We start from the raw sequence: 17,413 nt of genomic DNA, 5'->3' as shown, positions 1-17,413 counted from the left end.
TGAATTAAGTTAGACCAAACCTAACGATTTTGCCATTGCTTTCATTGATTTTCCAGCCTTGGCAAAGGTTTGAGCCAGTGGCTTTTGCGAGGCCAAAAACACTCTGGCACAGTTGCGTCCCGGCATCCCCGAAATGGAACCACCGGGATGGGTTCCTGCCCCAGTGAGTAACAAACCGTCAATCGGTGTTTTGTAGTTGGCAATTTCGGGCAACGGACGCAAGAAAATCATTTGGTCGAGCGTCATATCCAGGTGGTAATAATTGCCCTTGTAGGCTCCTAAGCGGGCACCCAACTCTGCTGGACTTTCAACTCGACGCGCAATGATAGATTGTTTCAGATTGGGCGTGTATTCAGCCAGCTTGTCGATAACGCGATCGGCCACTTTGTTTTTTAGGTCATCTGTCCAGCCCGTGCCGTTTAGCCCGGTTCCTTCTGCTCCAGCGACCTGGTAAGGTGCAAAGAACTCAATCCAGAGCGTATGTTTGCCGTCGGGTGCCATTGATGGGTCGAGCATGGTCGGCACAACGGCGTACATGGATGGGTCGGAGTCAGGAATATTGCCAACCGATGGTTCGGAGTGGGCAATTTCAACCTGCCGCATAGAATCGGCAATCAGCACCGAGCCAATCAAGTAGTCGTCCTGATGGTTGTAGCGTTCAAATCGCGGGGCTTCTGAAAGGGCGCAGTCGATTTTGAGAATGGTTTCGTTGTTGTTGACGATACGGCGATCGAGCCGCTCTCGCAGTTCTGGATCGGCACTATCAATATCGGGTGCATCGACCAGTTGCAGGAACAGGCGTTTGGCATCAATGTTAGAAATTACAGCATGATTGGCTCGGTATTCGGTGCCACCCTCCACCCGCACGCCCACCGCGCGACCGTCATCGATCAGTACTTTTTCAACCACCTGCTCGGTCAAAACCGTGCCGCCTTTCGCTTTCACTAAATTGAGCAGGGCTGTAACCAGTGCCCCGGTGCCGCCTTTGGGACGTGCCATGCCGGGGTTGTGCCGCATTGACATCATCATTGCCCCGATCGCGATCGTCTTTTGGGATGGAGGGGAGCCAAACTCAGAGGCCAAACGTGCCAGTGGAGCTTTAAGAAACTCTGAATCAAACCATTCATCTAAAATATCTGCTGGACTGGTGATCATGGTTCGAATCAGATCCAGCGTTTTGTCCACACCACCCAGTACACCAAACAAATCCTGAAACTTGTTGAGGCTGTAATTGCCCAAGATATCAATAATGGATTTGGGTGGCGCATTAAACATCGGCGTAATGGCGTTGGTCAGCCGTTGCCAGAAGGCAATGTATTCAGCGTACTTTTGGGCATCACGCTGGTTGAAGCGGGCGATTTCAGCACAGGTTTTTTCGACGGAATGATGTCCTAAAAAGTACTTGCCGTCGGGGTTGGGGCAAAATACAACCGGGTCACAATACAGGTATTCCAGGCCATACTGGCCGAGTTCTAGCTCTTCAACAACCGGACCCAGGTGAATGAACTCATGATCGATCGCGCACAGATTGAATTTGAATCCAGGTGCCTCTTCGGGCATACATTCTTCTGTGGTTGCGGCTCCGCCAGGCACAGACCGCTTTTCTAATAACAACACGCTATATCCTGCTTTGAGGAGGTAAGCAGCACATACTAAACCGTTGTGACCTGCACCGATTATCACAACATCATAGGTTTGCATTAATGACGCTCCGGCTAATGAGTGAGAAAGAAGTCGTTTGTTTATTACAACTCATCGTAAGGAAATTGAAAAAAACAGGATCTATCCAATTAAAGAAATAAGCGCCAGGAAACAGTGGACATATAGTGTTTGCAGTCAATAAACCCTTTGTCCGGATTGTCCAGAAGCCGAAGAGATCGTGAATTGCTTGAATTTTCTGGTACAGGAGGTTTAATTTAAGGACAACATGCTTGGATGGCTACCTGGTTCAAACACCATTGCTGATTCAACCCGTTTTACTATGCTGAACCTGGGGTATGGAATGACTGCGATCGCCACCCTTTCACTCTGGGCCGTTGGTTTGGTTGGAATGCAGAGGTCTGCGGCGATCGCCCACCCCCTTCCTGTCCCTGAACCAAGCCAGCGGCCATTTTTGCCAACTCTATTCGCTAACAATTTACCGCTGGCGTTAAGTCCGGCAACACCCATAGATGTTTCAAGTGGGTCTGGTACGGCAACCGCGACGGTCAGCAATGGGCACCAGGTCTTTCAGTTCGAGGCGCTGGCTGGCGATCGCATCACCCTGGATGTTGATGTCGTGGAAACGTTGCCCGGTGGTAGTTATACCGATGATGACTCTCATCTATTTCTGTTTGATAGCGCTGGTCGGCTGCTGGCTGAAAACGATGACGATGGCTCGTCCTATGAGTCGTTGATTGATGCCTTTGTCGTTCCCCGCAGCGATACCTACTTTGCGGTGGTCACTACCTGGCCTAATAGCCCAACCCTGGACGAGGATGTAGTCACTGGATGGAGTGACGACGGTTCGAGCCATATTCGCTTTAACCTGATGATTCGCGGGGTCACTGCAAAGCAGGTATACAGAGATTGAATGGGAACCAGAACATCCGTATTAAGTTTTCGTATTAAGATAAAGACGATATGGGTTGGCGCTTCAGTCTGTGGCGATCGCTAAACTCAGTTACTTTAGTAGCTCGTTTCAGTCGTTTAATTCCTATGCTTGACCTGACGAAGCTAGCTCGACAAATGCAAGGCATTAGCCACCATTTGACTCAAGAAGCGGAGGCCACCCGTCAGCGTTTAGATTTAGCCAGACAGTTTTTAGAACAGGCGCGATCGCACCAGGCCGAATTGGTGACTCAGCAGCAAACCTGGCGCGATCGGCTTGGTTTTACCGCAGCAGAACCGCTGGAACCCCTGGATACACGGGTGGCGATCGCCGCTGCCCCAGCCGTGCATACCGTCATCGCTACCGATGGCTCCCAGATTTCTCCCAGCCATCATGAAATTGCTTACTGCTATCTGGTTAACGTGGGTCGGGTGGTGTTGCACTATGGGCAAAGCCGCTATCCGCTGCTGGATAGCTTGCCAGAGGTGTTTTATCGACCGGAAGATTTATACGCATCTCGGCAGTGGGGTATCCGTACTGAAGAGTGGATGGGGTATCGTCGCACCGCATCGGAAACCACAGTTCTGGCTGAATTAGCCTGTGCCCTTGCGGCAGAAGCGCGATCGCCCTTGCCCGTCCCCTCATCTGCCGCTCAACCATCCCCCAGCCAAACGGCCAGGATGTCGCCACCGTCAATGGCTATGGTAGACGGCTCTCTGATTCACTGGTTTCTAGAACCCCTGCCTGCGGCGGCACGTGACTGTATTCTGCTCCCCATTCTGGATGCCTGGGAGCAGATGCGATCGATCAACATGCCGATCGTGGGCTACCTCAGCGCGGCTCGTAGCGGTGAAGCGCTCAACTTCTTGCGTCTGCATACCTGCCCCTATGCCGAACCGGACTGTCAAACGCACTGTTCTGGTCAGACGGACCAGGCTCCCTGCCAGGTGTTTGCACCGCTGCGCGATACGGCGCTCTGGTCGCTGTTGCTAGAACCGGGACAGCGCAGTTGCCTGTGGCGTAGCTCTGCCAAAATTCAAGAGTTTTATGGAGAGCAGGCGATTTATTTTTGCTACGTCCACGTGGGTTCCGAGATTGCTCGGGTGGAGTGTCCGGCGTGGGTGGCCGAAGATGCACGGCTGTTTGACATGGCCTTGAGTTTAACGATGGCTCAGGTGCAAAAAGGGTATGGTTACCCGGTGGCACTGGCGGAAGCGCACAATCAAGCGGTGGTGCGTGGGGGCGATCGCGCACGGTTTTTTGCAATGTTAGAACAGCAAATGATTCGAGCCGGACTGAAAAACGTCGGCACATCCTACAAGGAAACGCGGAAGCGCGGCAGTATTGCCTAGTGTGCGGCGGCTGGCAGCGATGTGGCGCTATGTCACTGGGATGATTGTGAACCGATCGTCTGCAACTGCTGCACGGATGTAAACCGCAGAAGCTAATATTTAAATAATGAGGTGCTTGAGTATCTCTACGTTAAACATTTGCGATCGGCAACGGTTTAGACCATTCGCTATCGCAAAACCTCGTTATACTCCTTAAAGCACTTCAATTCAATCTGAGTTTCCTTAGGGCTGAATTCATGACCTCATCATACGCAACTTCTACTGCCAGAGCTGACATTGGTGAATTGCGGCGGCTGAAAGGCTTGTTGCCTCCTGAATTAAAAAGCTGGGTCACCGTTGAAGCCTCTACGGCTGTGAATCCACCTCTGGTTGTCTCCGAAGAAATTGGCAGAGATCAGGTCGAAATTCAAGTGGATCTGATGAAGTGGGATAATCTGGCTCTCGACCAGCGGAACTTGCTATTTTGGCATGAAGTGGCTCGAATTCAAAATGACACCATTCCCAGAGACGGATGGGAAATGGCCGCGTTGGCTATTGGCCTGGGTGGTGCGGTTGGGGAACTGTGGGTACAAGACGGCTTGCTGCTGTTCTTAGCGCTGGCGCTTTGCGGTGTATCTGGTTTTCGCTTATACCAGCGCAACAGCGGCGAAAAGGTGCTGCGCGAAGCGTTTGATGCAGACGAAAAAGCGATCGCCCTGGCAACCCGATTTGGCTACAGTTTGCCCAATGCCTACAAAAGTTTGGGCAGTGCGCTCAAGGTGCTAATTGAGCAAACGCCGAAGAAACGGCAGCGGAAGAAGTACGAATCTCGCCTGGATGCACTGAAGAAGAGTGCAGCCAGAGCCAAGGCAAAAGCCAAGGCCAACCCGGCGTAGAGATTGGGTTGATGCAGGTTGAACGAGAGATTGAAACTTCTGGAACGCGGTTTGTTTGCCTGAGTTGCCCTTTGAGGTGAATGCCCCCAGGGACAAAAAACTCTAAAGCGGATCAAACCAGGCCGAAGGCGTAAAATCTTCTCATCTTACGGCTGGATGAAGGGCAAGGGCGAAGAGTGCCCTTGTCTGCAACCAGCGCTATGGTTTCGGCGCACGAGTTGGGTGACAGTCCTGCTGATGCGGTATGGGTTTGAGTTTCGCTATTACCGTCGCTCGTTTCGGCAACCGCTGCGAACGAGTCATGGTCTTTGGAATATCCGCGAAGGCATCATTCTCAAACTGACCGATGAGCAGGGTCACATTGGCTTGGGTGAAATTGCTCCCATCAAATTATTTGGTAGTGAAAGCATTCGAGACGCATTGCGCTTTTGCCGTCAGTTGCCGGGTGAAATTGATGCCTCTACCCTGACCGCAATTCCTGCCGCGTTGCCTGCCTGTCAGTTTGGTTTTGGGTCGGCATGGCAGTTGCTTACTTGCCCCAAACCAGAACCGCTAGAGGCTCCGCTTTCCTATAGCCACCTCTTGCCAACGGGTGCGGCGGCGTTGCAATCGTGGCAACCCTTTTGGGAGCAGGGCGATCGCACCTTTAAGCTCAAGGTTGGCGTTGCTTCGCTCAAGCAAGAACTTCAGCAGGTAGAACAACTCCTGTATGCATTGCCGGCCGGTGCGAACGTGCGGTTGGATGCCAACGGCGGGTTGAACTGGAACGAAGCCTGTCAATGGCTGCAAGCCTGTGATGCCTTGAATACGGCGACCATACCTGAGGCACGGGTCGAATTTATCGAGCAGCCGCTACCGCCCGACCAGTTTGAGGTGATGCTAAAACTGAACGACCAGTATGAAACCGCGATCGCGTTAGATGAATCGGTTGCGACAATTGACCAGCTAGAAGCGTGTTACGAGCAAGGCTGGCGAGGAATGGTTATTGTCAAAGCCGCGATCGCTGGCTCTCCGGTGCGGTTGCAGCAGTTTTGTCAAACGGCAAACCCGGACATTGTGTGGTCATCTGTGTTTGAGACGGCGATCGCGCAGCATTTCATCAAAACTCGGCTGATTCCATCCATTTCGCGATCGTCCAGAGCGATTGGGTTTGGTGTCAGGCACTGGTTTGCCGACTCCGCCCTGAACCAGACAAACTTCGAGCAGCTATGGCAGAGCCTTTAAGCCAGGTTTGGCAGCGTGCCAATGAAAATTGGCTCGTCGGGCATGATAGCCGTCAATTTGCAGAACTGGCGGCGCAGCGGTTGCAGGAACTCAACCGAGCGACTGCCAGATCGTTGCCAACGCTGTTGCTGGTTGAACCCGAGCCGCTAACGTTTCTGGCCAGTTTTAGCGCCGCCTGCTGTGCCGGGTGTCCGGTTTTTTTAGGCAATCCCACCTGGGGTAGTGTGGAGTGGCAAGCTGTCCTGGATGTCGTACAACCTGATTTAATTTGGGGGGCGCGATCGCCCTGGCTCCCGGATGGCGCAGCGCAGGTTGCCGCAAAGCCGCTGCCGTCTCCTCCTGCTCGCGGCTGGATTATGATTCCAACGGGAGGCTCGTCTGGGCAGATTCGCTTCGCCATTCATACCCTGGAAACCTTGATGGCAGCCGTGCAGGGCTTCCAGTCTTATTTTCAAGTTAAACAAATTGACTCTTGCTGCGTCTTGCCGATGTATCACGTCAGTGGCTTGATGCAGTTTCTCCGCTCGTTACTGTCGGGTGGCAGGCTGGCGGTGGTGCCGTTTAAGTCCATAGAAGCTGGAATGTTGCCGGAACTTGATCCTGCTTCGTATTTTCTATCGCTGGTGCCGACCCAATTACAGCGGCTTTTACAGTCAGTAGACCTGAGAACGTGGCTGGCTCAGTTTCAAACGGTGATGTTGGGCGGTGCGCCTGCCTGGTCGGAGTTATTGGATTGGGCACGACAGCATTCTATTCGGCTGGCACCAACCTACGGCATGACCGAAACAGCCGCACAAATTGCAACACTGAAGCCAGAAGCGTTTTTGCAGGGGCAAACGGGCTGTGGTCAGGTGCTGCCCCACGCTCAAGTGACGATTCAAGATACCCGCCATCGGTTACTGTTGCCCAACTGTCCCGGTCGCATCACGATTCGGGCAACGTCCCTGATGTTGGGCTACTACCCGGTGACCGTTGCCCCGAGCGATCGCTTTCAGCCAGAGGATATGGGTGTTTTGGATGATAACGGTAACTTAACGGTGCTTGGACGCTGCAACACCACCATTATTTCGGGCGGCGAGAATGTCTTTCCCGCCGAGGTGGAAGCTGTGATTCGTGCTACTCGTCTGGTGCTGGATGTGTGCGTGGTGGGGCTTGCCGATCGCACCTGGGGAGAAGCGGTAGTGGCGGTGTATGTCCCTGATGGCTCCCATGTGTTGCCATCCGATTTGCGCTCAGCGATCGCTGAAAAGTTGAGCAAATATAAACAGCCCAAGCACTGGATTGCTCTCGATTGCCTGCCGCGCAATGCTCAGGGAAAAATTAACCTGCCACAGTTGAGGGCGATCGCCATGCAGGTACTTCAGCAAGCAGAGCAAAACCGCTAAGAGGATGTTTTAAAAGTTTGATTAGTTACCCGATAGGTGTAGGGGCGAAGCATTCGGTAGACAATGTCTCGGTTGTTCCAGCCATCCTGATTCGAATGCTTCGCCCCTACCGAGACGTAAAAGATACTTTTCAAACACCCTCTAACTCATGCCGTTAAGCTGGTTTGGCGAAGCGGTAAGCCAACTTTAAAGGTCGTGCCCATGCCTTCCTCACTGGTGAAGGTGATATATCCCTGATGCAGGGCAACACACTGCTTCACAATCGCCAACCCTAACCCCGTTCCTCGAATGGCTGTAGCATTGCTGGCGCGGTGAAACAATTCAAACAGGCGCGGTTGGTCATCTAACGGAATACCAATACCGCGATCGCGCACTTCAAAAATAGCCGTGTCATCTAAACAGGTTAGTTTTAGTTCAATGGTGCTGCCAATCGGCGAGTATTTAACCGCATTGGACAGTAAATTTGTCAAGATCCAGCGCAACAAGGTGCGATCGAGATAGGCATCTTCGCAATTGGCCTGCGTGCTAAAAACGATGTTGTGGCTGGCTCCCCCCATTTGAACCTCTTCAACGACTTCCTCGCAAAACATTTCCAAATTGAGGACAGACGGCTTACACTCCAACTTGCCTGCGTCTGCCTTGCTGAGGGTCAGAACATCCTCTAGTAGCTGAGTCATATTCTCAACCGCCGATCGCCCACGCTTGAAATAATCGCGTTTTTTGTCTTCCGATGCGACATCACCGTAGCGATCGAGCAACTCTAGCGATGTTTTGATCACCGTCAGGGGCGTTCGTAGCTCGTGAGAGACCATTGAAACAAACCGCGACTTTAGTTCGTTTAGCTCTCTTTCCTCCTGTAAAGCCAGCCGCATTTCGTCTTCAGCCCGTTTTCCTTCCCGAATCAGTCGTTCTCGGGTGCGAATGCCGTCCACCATCGCTTCAAACACTTGAGCCAGCAAATCCATCTCATCGGGAAACTTGCTCTTGCTCACAAGCGCCAAATTGAGGTTGTAATCTCCAGCCCCAATGCGGGCGGCGGATTCTGTCAAGTCGGTGAGTTGCTGCGTCAGGGCACCCGACAAGAAATAAATCAAAACAAACAAAACGCCGTAGGTGGTGACAAACGCAACGATGACGCGATTGCGAATGGCTTCTCTCACCTCAAACACGTAGTCTGCTTCAATATCTAATCCCAAAACGGCGACGACTCTGCCATTGGTGTCGTGCAGCGGTGCAAAAGCCGAGAGCCACTTTCCCCAGCGATCGCGATAAATCAACGGAGTCTCCACGACTCGGTTCTCTTCAAACACCCGAACGATTGGCGTTCCTGGTGCTTCCGCTTCCAGAAACTTTGCGGCTTTGGTTGGGTTTCTCAGTGACCATAGATCAACCAGGTAGACCACTTCTAGCTCACCCGGTGCCACTGCCGCTGCGCCTACTCGACGGTTGCGGGTCGATTCATTAATTACAAAGGAGTATAGCCAGACCCGAGGTTCAATGCTGTGTATCGTCTTGAACCAGGCTAGCTGGTTTTGGTAGCGAGGATCGTCAGAAAACCCGGCAGCGTTGCGATCGCCATTGCGATACAGCGCTAACAATTCTTCTACGTCCACGCCCTGCACTGCTCCAGCCAAGGTCGCTTGCATGTCTGACCGAAGCTGAGTCATGATCTTGTCGGTGGCAAAGGTGTAAAACCAGTAAAACGCACCGGCAAAGACAAAACTAAAAACAATGCTAAATCCAACTAACAGCTTTACACGCAAGCTGACAGGCTGAACGTACGTTGCATTGGCCTGCGGTTTAGCCGTTTGTTGCGAATGGCGAAATCGACGTTGCAAATTCACCTCGAAGGCATAATTAGCAATACAACGCCTGGCGTAGTATTGTCCTATAGATTAACCAAATCTTAGATCAGTTACTCAACTGGCTGCATAAACTGGCTGCATACCAGCCTAACACTCAGATAGTTTAACTCTGTCAGCCCAATAAACTCTGAGGGGTTGCCAACCCAATCTTGCTCATTCTTTAGAGTACACAGCGATCGCATCGTCCATTAAACGCGAAAAACCCGGCAAGTTAGGACTTGCCGGGTTTTTTAATGTGAATAAGATGACTTGCCTGATTCTGATGAACTATTCAGGTAATAAGGTTTAGTACTGACAAAAGCCAGGTTAGCTGGATGTCCTCTTTTCAGTGCCATTGGCACGTTGGGCTACATAGGGTTCAAACCATAAAGGTGAGTTTGGCAAACCTGCTTATAGCAATGAGGCACTCTGGCAATCTGCTGGAATAGTCGGGTCGCACGGTGGATTCTTGGCTTGCCAGTCTTGATCATTGGGAGAAAAGAAATTTCCTCCCGAAACGAAAGATGTTAAAAAAATAACCGCTGTTAGAATAACGTCCATGTTTTCACCAGGTTTGTCCCATGTGTAAAATATGCCCTGGCTCAAACACATTCCTAACCGAGCAATTGCTTAAACTGCGGGTTCGGGGGATATGGGTACTGGTGAAAACACGGTAAGCGTGTGCGTTTACTAACTCAGCGTATTTTTCCTCCTACAAGATGCGTTGTTTATATTACACAAAACAGATTAATCCTCTTCAGTACCGCCGTTCCTGTGGCTGAAACAGCGTGATGCTGACGGGACGATAGCGAATGTCGATGCCAGCAGAGGAGTAGTAGGACAGGGTGTGCTTAAGAAATTGCTCGTCGTTGCGATCGGGGTAATCTTCTCGGTAGTGGGCACCCCGGCTTTCCTGCCGTTGAAGGGCACCTGTGAGAATCAGTTCACCGACAATCATCACGCTTTGCAGCTCTAGCGCTTCGATAATCTCAGTGTTCCAGAGCGATTGTTTATCATCCAGATAAATTCGCTGTGCTTGTTGCTGCAACTGCTGCAATTTCTCCAAACCTGCTCTCATCACTGCCTCGGTGCGAAAAACGCCGCAATGCTCGGTCATACAGTCTTGGAAGGCTTGTCGGACGCGATCGATACGATAGTCTCCAGGTTGATCCAGCAACGTTTGAATTTGCTGCTGCGCCTGGGCAATGTAGTGCTGTTCGTTGACTTCGGGCAGTTTACGAGACTCGACATAGCGAGCGATCGCCGCTCCCGTTCGCCGACCGTATACCACGCACTCTAATAAAGAGTTGCTGCCCAGGCGGTTTGCGCCATGCACCGAAACACAGGCCGCTTCACCTGCCGCAAAGAATCCCTCGACAAAGCCATCGGCACCGCTACGCACTCGTCCATCGGTGTCGGTTGGAATGCCACCCATCGAGTAATGCACTGTAGGCCGAATTGGGATTGGTTCATGCACGGCATCAATTCCCACCAGACGATGCGCTTCTTCCCAGCAGAAGGGTACCCGGCTCATGATCTTTTCCTGACCCATGTGGCGCAAATCGAGGTACACAAACGGGCCGCCAGCACTGCCATCGGTGTGGGCACCTCGTCCAGCTCGAATTTCTCGGGTAATGGCTCTAGAGGTAATATCCCGAGGCGCTAACTCCATGCGGCTCGGCGCATAGTTAGCCATGAAGCGATCGCCCTCACTGTTGATCAGGTAAGCGCCTTCACCCCGAACGGCCTCAGAAATCAACACCCCGACTGGGTACAATCCCGTGGGGTGAAACTGCACAAATTCCATATCTTCCAGGGGCAACCCGGCGACGGCAGTCATCGCCAAACCATCCCCTGTGGAGGCATAGTCGTTGGATGTCGTGTTAAACACGCGTCCATAGCCGCCGGTCGCAAACATAATTGCTTTGGCTCGCACTACTTCAACCTGACTATCCAGGATGCGAAACATGACCAGTCCTTTGGCCTGTCCCTCTTCTAAAATCAGCCGCATCACGTACCACTCGTCATAAATCGTCACCCCGTGACGCATCAGGTTGGAGATCAGTTCGTGCAGAATGGCGTGCCCGGTTTTATCGGCGGCGTAGCAGGTGCGGCGATGGGAGTGCCCTCCAAACGCCCGTTGGGCAATGCGGCCATCCGGCAGGCGAGAGAACAACACACCCATGTGTTCTAGATCAATCACCACGTCAGGCGCTTCGCGCGTCAGAATTTCTACCGCATCCTGGTCGGCTAAATAGTCTGACCCTTTAACTGTGTCAAAGGCATGAGCCTCCCAATGGTCGGCATCATCCACATTTTTCAACGTAGCTGCAATTCCACCCTGGGCCGCTACAGAGTGAGAGCGAATGGGGTGGGTTTTAGCCACTACAGCTACACTTAAACGAGGGTTCGTACGAACAATTTCTAATGCAGCCCGTGACCCGGCCAGTCCACCACCTACAATGACAACGTCGTGTTCAATCATGCTTCAACGGTGTTTGAAACGTTTTTAGGTATCTAGATCTATCGTGACGCAAATAAAAAAGCCCCACCAAAAGGCAGGGGAGTTTTTAAGAAATGGAGATTCAGAATCAGCGATCGAACCGGAGCAAAAGCCGTTTTAGCTCAATTTAAAGAGTCGCAAATTGTTTTTGGTAGATCAATGTCATTCCCCATTCCATTTCAGCCTGCGGCTTCTGCGGGACGCTGATTGGTCACTGATGACGTTGCTCCCCTGGGTTCTGCTGCCGGATCAACCGAGGAGAATTCAATATGATTGAACAGCGTTGTCACGAAGGCAAACAGCAAAAATGGTAGGGATAGTACCAAAATTAAGCCAACTGTTGCCAGGGCATAAATCGGACGACTGGCTCCCATCAACGCCAGAGCAGCAGCCAGACTCAAGAAGATAACAATGAGCCAGACGATAATCTGTCCATAAATGTCTCCAAAGGAGAGTGTGCAAACAACGCGATATTTTTTGATGTCCATAACGTTACCCCAGCGAGATCCCTTAAAGTTCTACAGTAAAGCCCAGCCATGGGAATAGACAATTTGGCTAAATCTTTTCTTAATGAGTTGCAATAAGTTTTTACATAAATGAATGAATCGAGCGCAATGAGAAAAAGCGGTATCAATGCTCGCTGGATCATGGCAACGGGGTTTAAGTAGGGTGGGCACTGCCAGCTATGTCTGAGGATGGAATAAGGAACAGACAATCACCCCCGTGGCCTGTTTCAAGTGGTTACGAATTGGGGCTATATCTTAAAACTTAGCGGTTCACATAGCGTATGTATTTCTATTTTTGCTGTGCCTGATCAATACCTTTTGTTTTACAAACCCTATGATGTGCTGACGCAGTTTACCGATGAGCGATCGCCCTCGACAGCTTCTGATGGTTCCTCTACCCGACGAACCCTCAAAGACTACATCCCGGTAACAGGCGTATATCCAGTGGGACGATTGGATCGAGACAGTGAAGGCTTATTGCTGCTAACGAATAACGGGCGGGTGCAGCATTATTTGTCCGATCCTAAGTTTGAGCATTCCCGCACCTATTGGGTGCAGGTGGAACGAATTCCCGATGACACAGCACTAGAGCAACTGCGGCGCGGTGTCATCATTCAGCGGTATTGCACCCGTCCGGCGATCGTTCGACGGCTCGACCAGGAGCCAGCGTTGCCGCCCCGTGATCCGCCTATCCGCTTTCGCAAATCGGTGCCCACCGCATGGCTGGAACTGACCTTAACGGAAGGCAAAAATCGGCAAGTGCGCCGCATGACAGCGGCGATCGGGTTTCCAACGCTGCGGTTGGTGCGAGTGGCGATCGCCCACCTCCATCTCAACGGATTAGAACCGGGACAGTGGCGCGAACTGACCCGCGATGAAGTTGAACCGCTGTTGCAACTGGGTAAGCCCACGTTGCCCAGGGCGGCACATCTGCGGCGCAGAAAATCCGGGCATCTGCCCAGGTAACTGGGGTGCAGTGAGGATGCTCCTGCTTATCCAGGGGTTAAACCTTTGGGATAAATATATATAGGCAGGGGTCGCCAGAATTTCAGCAAGCCATGACAACACGAGTGAGTGGCCTGGGTGAATCAACGCAGGAACGGGGCGGTGGGCGTTTGCATTCGGTGATTGAGCCAACCCCAATCCGTTCTAAAAAGCGGCGAACGAAAGCAAAAGCAAGCACTAAAATAGCTATATCGTCTTGACGTTTTCCGCCGTAATTCCGAGCTACACCGTCCTTATTCGCAGCAACCTACCGTTTTTGTGCCATGAAGACTCAATCTCAGCAAGACCGCATCATTATTTTCGACACGACATTGCGAGACGGCGAACAGTCGCCGGGAGCGACCCTGAATGTTGATGAAAAGCTAACGATCGCTCGTCAACTGGCACGACTGGGTGTGGATGTGATTGAAGCGGGCTTTCCGTTTGCGAGTCCTGGCGATTTTGAAGCGGTGCAGCGCATTGCTCAGCAGGTGGGCACTGTGGATGGGCCAACGATTTGCGGCTTGGCTAGAGCCACCCGCCAGGACATTCAAGCGGCGGCAGATGCGCTCAAGCCTGCGGCTCATCCCCGCATTCATACGTTTATTGCAACTTCGGATATTCACCTGGAGTTCAAGCTGAAGAAAACTCGTAAAGAGGTGGTGGCGATCGCGGAAGAGATGGTGGCCTTTGCCAAGTCGTTTGTGGCAGATGTCGAGTTTTCGCCAGAAGACGCGGGACGCTCTGATCCAGAGTTTTTGTATGAAGTGTTGGAACGGGCGATCGCAGCAGGTGCCACTACTATTAATATTCCCGATACCGTTGGCTATACCACCCCGGCAGAATTTGGGGCGATTATCCGTGGCATCAAAGAAAACGTGCCCAATATTGACAACGCCATTATTTCCGTCCACGGTCACAATGATCTGGGTTTGGCGGTGGCTAACTTCCTGGAAGCGGTGAAGAATGGGGCGCGGCAGCTAGAATGCACCATCAACGGCATTGGCGAACGAGCCGGTAACGCAGCACTAGAAGAACTGGTGATGGCAATGCACGTGCGGCGGCAGTATTTCAACCCGTTTTTGGGTCGTGCCCCAGAGTCGGAAGCGGCTCTCACTAATATTGATACGCGGCAGCTTTATAAAACCTCCCGGTTGGTTTCCAATTTGACGGGCATGTTGGTGCAGCCCAACAAGGCGATCGTGGGAGCTAACGCGTTTGCTCATGAATCTGGCATTCATCAAGACGGGGTGCTGAAGCACAAGCTGACTTATGAAATTATGGATGCCACGTCCATTGGTTTAACCGACAATCAAATTGTGTTGGGCAAACATTCGGGACGCAATGCGTTTCGTACGCGCCTCAAAGAATTGGGCTACGAGTTGGCAGACCAGGAGCTAAACCGGGCTTTCTTGCGCTTCAAAGAACTGTGTGACCACAAGAAAGAAGTCACCGATTGGGATTTAGAGGCGATCGTCAATGACGAGAGCCAGCAGGTACCAGAACTGTTCAAACTGGAGCATGTGCAAGTGTCCTGTGGCGATCATGCCCGTCCTACGGCCACTGTGATCATGAGAACGCTGGATGGTCAGGAGCTAACCGATGCGGCGATCGGCACTGGGCCAGTAGATGCGGTTTACAAAGCGATTAACCGGGTGGTCGAAATTCCCAATCAGCTCATCGAGTTCTCGGTTCAGTCTGTCACTGAGGGCATCGATGCGATGGGCGAAGTCACGATTCGGCTGCGGCACGAAGACCGAATTTTCTCAGGCCATGCGGCAAACACTGATATCATTGTGGCCTCGGCTCATGCGTATATTAATGCGCTGAATCGGCTGTACGCATCGATGCAACGGGGCAAATCTCTGCATCCACAGCATGGAGAAGAGGTGGTTCAGCCCGTTGCATAGTGGTCAACGTTAAGACTGAGGAAACGGGATGAATCAGGGTGGGAAATTGAAGCCTAATCTGCAACGCTCAGCGTCCACGGCTGAATCGGCATCTCGTTTTTCTTCCTACCTGTCTCAACCGTTTTGGCACTACTTCTGGACGTATGTGCTGCTGGGGGCGATCGCCTGTGTGATGCTGTTGCCCCTGGTATGGTTGGTGAGTACCGCCTTTAAAGCGCCCACGGAAGATATTTTTCAGTTTCCACCACGATTTTTACCGGCTCAGCCCACTCTGCAAAATTTTGTCACCGTGTGGCAGACGAATCCGTTTGGGCGGTATTTGTTCAACAGCACGCTGGTTGCGGTGTTAACAGTAGGGCTAAATCTGCTGTTTTGTTCGCTGGCGGCCTATCCGCTGGCACGTTTGCGGTTTCGGGGACAAAATCTCATCTTTACGCTGGTTGTGGCCACGATCTTAATACCGTTTCAGATTGTGATGATTCCGCTGTATATCCTTGCGGTGCAGTTGGGCTTGCGAAACAGTTATTTGGGCTTGATTTTTCCGGCGATCGCCTCAGCTTTCGGCATTTTCTTGCTGCGTCAGGCGTTTCAGGGTGTTCCCAAAGAGCTAGAAGAAGCGGCGCGGATGGATGGCTGTTCGGAAGTGGGAATTTGGTGGTTTGTGATGCTGCCGTCGATTCGTCCGGCATTGGTAACGCTGGCTATTTTTGTCTTTATTGGTTCCTGGAGCGATTTTCTTTGGCCGCTAATCATTTTGGATCGGCCAGAGTTTTACACGTTGCCGTTAGGGGTGGCACAACTGGCGGGGGCTTTCTCGCTCGACTGGCGGCTAATTGCGGCTGGCTCGGTGATTTCGGTCGCTCCCATTTTGCTGTTTTTCATCGTCATGCAACACTATATTGTGCCAACCGAATCTGGGAGTGGTGTAAAAGGATGATCTCAGGAATTATTGCGGCGATCGCCTACGGGATTTTATCAATTGTTGGCGGCATCATGGGTTACGCTCAAGCCCAAAGTAAGATATCGCTCATTTCAGGCAGTATTAGCGGTATCTTGCTGATTTTGGGTGGAGCGCTGGAGTGGTTTGGCGTGACGGGGGGGCTGATCCTGGCGGCGATCGTGGCTGCCGTTTTAGTTGTGGTCTTTGCTGTGCGCCTGTTCAAAACCCGCAAGTTGATGCCTGCGGGTTTGATGATTGTTGCTGGTGTGGTGACGCTCCTGGTTATTTGGTTGGCGCAACCCACCTAACCCGACGGCTGCGATTCGCTGGCTTCGTCCGGCTGAACGGTGCAGGAGCGTGTTTGGCACTGCTGCTCGTATAGCTGCTGAATGTAGGGTTCTTGCCAACTCAGCGGAATTTCCAGTAAATCGCGCGTTCCGGTGAAGCCTTGTCCAATAAACAGCAAGACGGCAAAGATGTTCAAAACAACGTGAACCGTGCGCCAGCGGTTTTGCCGATCCTGGTAGATGTCCTGCACGATCGCCAGCGAGAAGATCATCAGCAATGCGGCGGCGATGCCGTAATAATAGTGCGAGATATACCATTCAAAGCCGCGCCGATAAATTTCAGGTTGCGACCCCAGCAGAATCAACCCCATCCCCGTTAAACTTGCAAAAACGCCGCGCCACAGTTTTGGCTTGGCTCGATACAGTAACAGCAAAGAGGCGATCGTCGCCAGGTAGATCAGGCTCACAAAGCCGATGCGTAGCGGTTCATCATTCCAGGTTTGATTGGCCGATATTTTTGTGAACAAGGGATACGCCAGTCCGATCAGGGTTAACCCCACGACGGCACCGCTCAGCACTCGACCCAACTTTAAGTGTTCTGGCCCAACGGTGGGCGGAATTTTGCTTTTGTCGCCTGCAACTACGGCTAAGCGGCGTTGACGGGTTTGCAACGAAAAATAGACCACCATGCCAATGAGCGGAAAAACAAAGGCGATCGCGATCGCTGGATGGATTAAAGCTGCAATATCTTTAGCGCTCATATTCGCTCTCTTAAGTCGGTTGGTTTGATGAGACGATGGGCCATCTCAGCACCACGGATACTAGCAATTTAGCCACAGCTATTCGCTGTTCAGCATCATATCGCCTGAATTTAGCTAGAGGTGGTGTGTTAGCACACTGTTATCTATTGGGACATACTGAGTGGGAAACCGGATGATAGTTTACTAAGAATTGAAGCCAGATCCGTTAAGGTATGACTCAGCTCATTCTCAGCTCAGCTTGAGAAAATGCTG

The 17,413-nt window shown here is 51.9% G+C and carries 14 protein-coding genes; 9 read left to right on the top strand and 5 right to left on the bottom strand.

The features are described 5' to 3' along the window. Nucleotides 1-9: 9 nt before the first annotated feature. A complete protein-coding gene (crtO, locus tag IQ268_RS01515; RefSeq protein ID WP_193874787.1) occupies nucleotides 10-1,701 on the bottom strand; it encodes a beta-carotene ketolase CrtO in 1,692 nt (563 codons plus the stop codon). 226 nt (nucleotides 1,702-1,927) lie between these two features. On the opposite strand from crtO, the gene IQ268_RS01510 reads away from it, so the two are divergent. The 5 genes from IQ268_RS01510 (at nucleotide 1,928) to IQ268_RS01490 (ending at nucleotide 7,426) form a co-directional block, all read left to right on the top strand. Then, a complete protein-coding gene (locus tag IQ268_RS01510) occupies nucleotides 1,928-2,572 on the top strand; it encodes a pre-peptidase C-terminal domain-containing protein (protein WP_193874785.1) in 645 nt (214 codons plus the stop codon). Between the two features lie 125 nt (nucleotides 2,573-2,697). Then, the gene (locus IQ268_RS01505) at nucleotides 2,698-3,942 is read left to right on the top strand and encodes a DNA double-strand break repair nuclease NurA (protein WP_193874867.1); all 1,245 of its coding nucleotides are present in this window, start codon (nucleotides 2,698-2,700) and stop codon (nucleotides 3,940-3,942) included. A 236-nt stretch (nucleotides 3,943-4,178) separates the two neighbouring features. After that, a complete protein-coding gene (locus IQ268_RS01500; RefSeq protein WP_193874783.1) occupies nucleotides 4,179-4,817 on the top strand; it encodes a DUF3318 domain-containing protein in 639 nt (212 codons plus the stop codon). Between the two features lie 222 nt (nucleotides 4,818-5,039). Beyond that, complete coding sequence (locus IQ268_RS01495; protein ID WP_339383337.1) at nucleotides 5,040-6,041, top strand: o-succinylbenzoate synthase; 1,002 nt, start codon at nucleotides 5,040-5,042, stop codon at nucleotides 6,039-6,041. Continuing rightward, nucleotides 6,026-7,426, top strand: coding sequence for a 2-succinylbenzoate--CoA ligase (locus IQ268_RS01490; protein ID WP_193874781.1), 1,401 nt, complete (start codon nucleotides 6,026-6,028; stop codon nucleotides 7,424-7,426). Before IQ268_RS01495 ends, IQ268_RS01490 begins: the two co-directional genes overlap by 16 nt. 146 nt (nucleotides 7,427-7,572) lie before the next feature. Here the strand turns inward: IQ268_RS01490 and IQ268_RS01485 are convergent, their stop codons facing one another. From IQ268_RS01485 to IQ268_RS01475, 3 genes are all read right to left on the bottom strand, one after another. After that, nucleotides 7,573-9,264 (bottom strand): HAMP domain-containing sensor histidine kinase, encoded by a 1,692-nt coding sequence (locus IQ268_RS01485; protein WP_228034978.1) that lies wholly within the window; start codon nucleotides 9,262-9,264, stop codon nucleotides 7,573-7,575. Between the two features lie 763 nt (nucleotides 9,265-10,027). Then, a complete protein-coding gene (locus tag IQ268_RS01480) occupies nucleotides 10,028-11,755 on the bottom strand; it encodes a succinate dehydrogenase/fumarate reductase flavoprotein subunit (protein WP_193874779.1) in 1,728 nt (575 codons plus the stop codon). A gap of 197 nt (nucleotides 11,756-11,952) precedes the next feature. Further along, a complete protein-coding gene (locus tag IQ268_RS01475) occupies nucleotides 11,953-12,261 on the bottom strand; it encodes a hypothetical protein (RefSeq protein WP_193874777.1) in 309 nt (102 codons plus the stop codon). 318 nt (nucleotides 12,262-12,579) lie between these two features. On the opposite strand from IQ268_RS01475, the gene IQ268_RS01470 reads away from it, so the two are divergent. The 4 genes from IQ268_RS01470 to IQ268_RS01455 all read left to right on the top strand — a co-directional run bounded on the left by IQ268_RS01470 (nucleotide 12,580) and on the right by IQ268_RS01455 (nucleotide 16,421). Further along, entirely contained in the window at nucleotides 12,580-13,245 is a 666-nt protein-coding gene (locus tag IQ268_RS01470) for a pseudouridine synthase (protein WP_193874775.1), read from the top strand. Between the two features lie 302 nt (nucleotides 13,246-13,547). Next, on the top strand, nucleotides 13,548-15,173 hold the full coding sequence (locus IQ268_RS01465; RefSeq protein WP_193874773.1) for a 2-isopropylmalate synthase: 1,626 nt from the start codon (nucleotides 13,548-13,550) through the stop codon (nucleotides 15,171-15,173). Between the two features lie 172 nt (nucleotides 15,174-15,345). Continuing rightward, on the top strand, nucleotides 15,346-16,110 hold the full coding sequence (locus tag IQ268_RS01460) for a carbohydrate ABC transporter permease (protein ID WP_228035004.1): 765 nt from the start codon (nucleotides 15,346-15,348) through the stop codon (nucleotides 16,108-16,110). Further along, a complete protein-coding gene (locus IQ268_RS01455; protein ID WP_193874768.1) occupies nucleotides 16,107-16,421 on the top strand; it encodes a TMEM14 family protein in 315 nt (104 codons plus the stop codon). Before IQ268_RS01460 ends, IQ268_RS01455 begins: the two co-directional genes overlap by 4 nt. Here the strand turns inward: IQ268_RS01455 and IQ268_RS01450 are convergent. Beyond that, nucleotides 16,418-17,161 carry a DUF4079 domain-containing protein gene (locus IQ268_RS01450; RefSeq protein WP_193874766.1) on the bottom strand — a complete coding sequence of 248 codons (744 nt, stop codon included), beginning with the start codon at nucleotides 17,159-17,161 and terminating at the stop codon, nucleotides 16,418-16,420. The two genes, IQ268_RS01455 and IQ268_RS01450, sit on opposite strands and share 4 nt — an antisense overlap. Nucleotides 17,162-17,413: the final 252 nt, after the last annotated feature.

The organism is Oculatella sp. LEGE 06141, assembly GCF_015207605.1.
GTDB lineage: Bacteria > Cyanobacteriota > Cyanobacteriia > Elainellales > Elainellaceae > Oculatella.
Note: the sequence above shows the minus strand (reverse complement) of the source record. Positions and strands in the feature narration are given on the sequence as shown.

Excerpts from the sequence above, each read along its gene's own strand:
- IQ268_RS01450 (WP_193874766.1), bottom strand. The coding sequence starts at position 17,161 with ATGAGCGCTAAAGATATTGCAGCTTTAATCCATCCAGCGATCGCGATC.
- IQ268_RS01500 (WP_193874783.1), top strand. The coding sequence starts at position 4,179 with ATGACCTCATCATACGCAACTTCTACTGCCAGAGCTGACATTGGTGAA.
- IQ268_RS01465 (WP_193874773.1), top strand. The coding sequence starts at position 13,548 with ATGAAGACTCAATCTCAGCAAGACCGCATCATTATTTTCGACACGACA.
- IQ268_RS01480 (WP_193874779.1), bottom strand. The coding sequence starts at position 11,755 with ATGATTGAACACGACGTTGTCATTGTAGGTGGTGGACTGGCCGGGTCA.
- IQ268_RS01490 (WP_193874781.1), top strand. The coding sequence starts at position 6,026 with ATGGCAGAGCCTTTAAGCCAGGTTTGGCAGCGTGCCAATGAAAATTGG.
- IQ268_RS01455 (WP_193874768.1), top strand. The coding sequence starts at position 16,107 with ATGATCTCAGGAATTATTGCGGCGATCGCCTACGGGATTTTATCAATT.
- IQ268_RS01510 (WP_193874785.1), top strand. The coding sequence starts at position 1,928 with ATGCTTGGATGGCTACCTGGTTCAAACACCATTGCTGATTCAACCCGT.
- IQ268_RS01475 (WP_193874777.1), bottom strand. The coding sequence starts at position 12,261 with ATGGACATCAAAAAATATCGCGTTGTTTGCACACTCTCCTTTGGAGAC.
- IQ268_RS01505 (WP_193874867.1), top strand. The coding sequence starts at position 2,698 with ATGCTTGACCTGACGAAGCTAGCTCGACAAATGCAAGGCATTAGCCAC.
- IQ268_RS01460 (WP_228035004.1), top strand. The coding sequence starts at position 15,346 with ATGCTGTTGCCCCTGGTATGGTTGGTGAGTACCGCCTTTAAAGCGCCC.
- crtO (WP_193874787.1), bottom strand. The coding sequence starts at position 1,701 with ATGCAAACCTATGATGTTGTGATAATCGGTGCAGGTCACAACGGTTTA.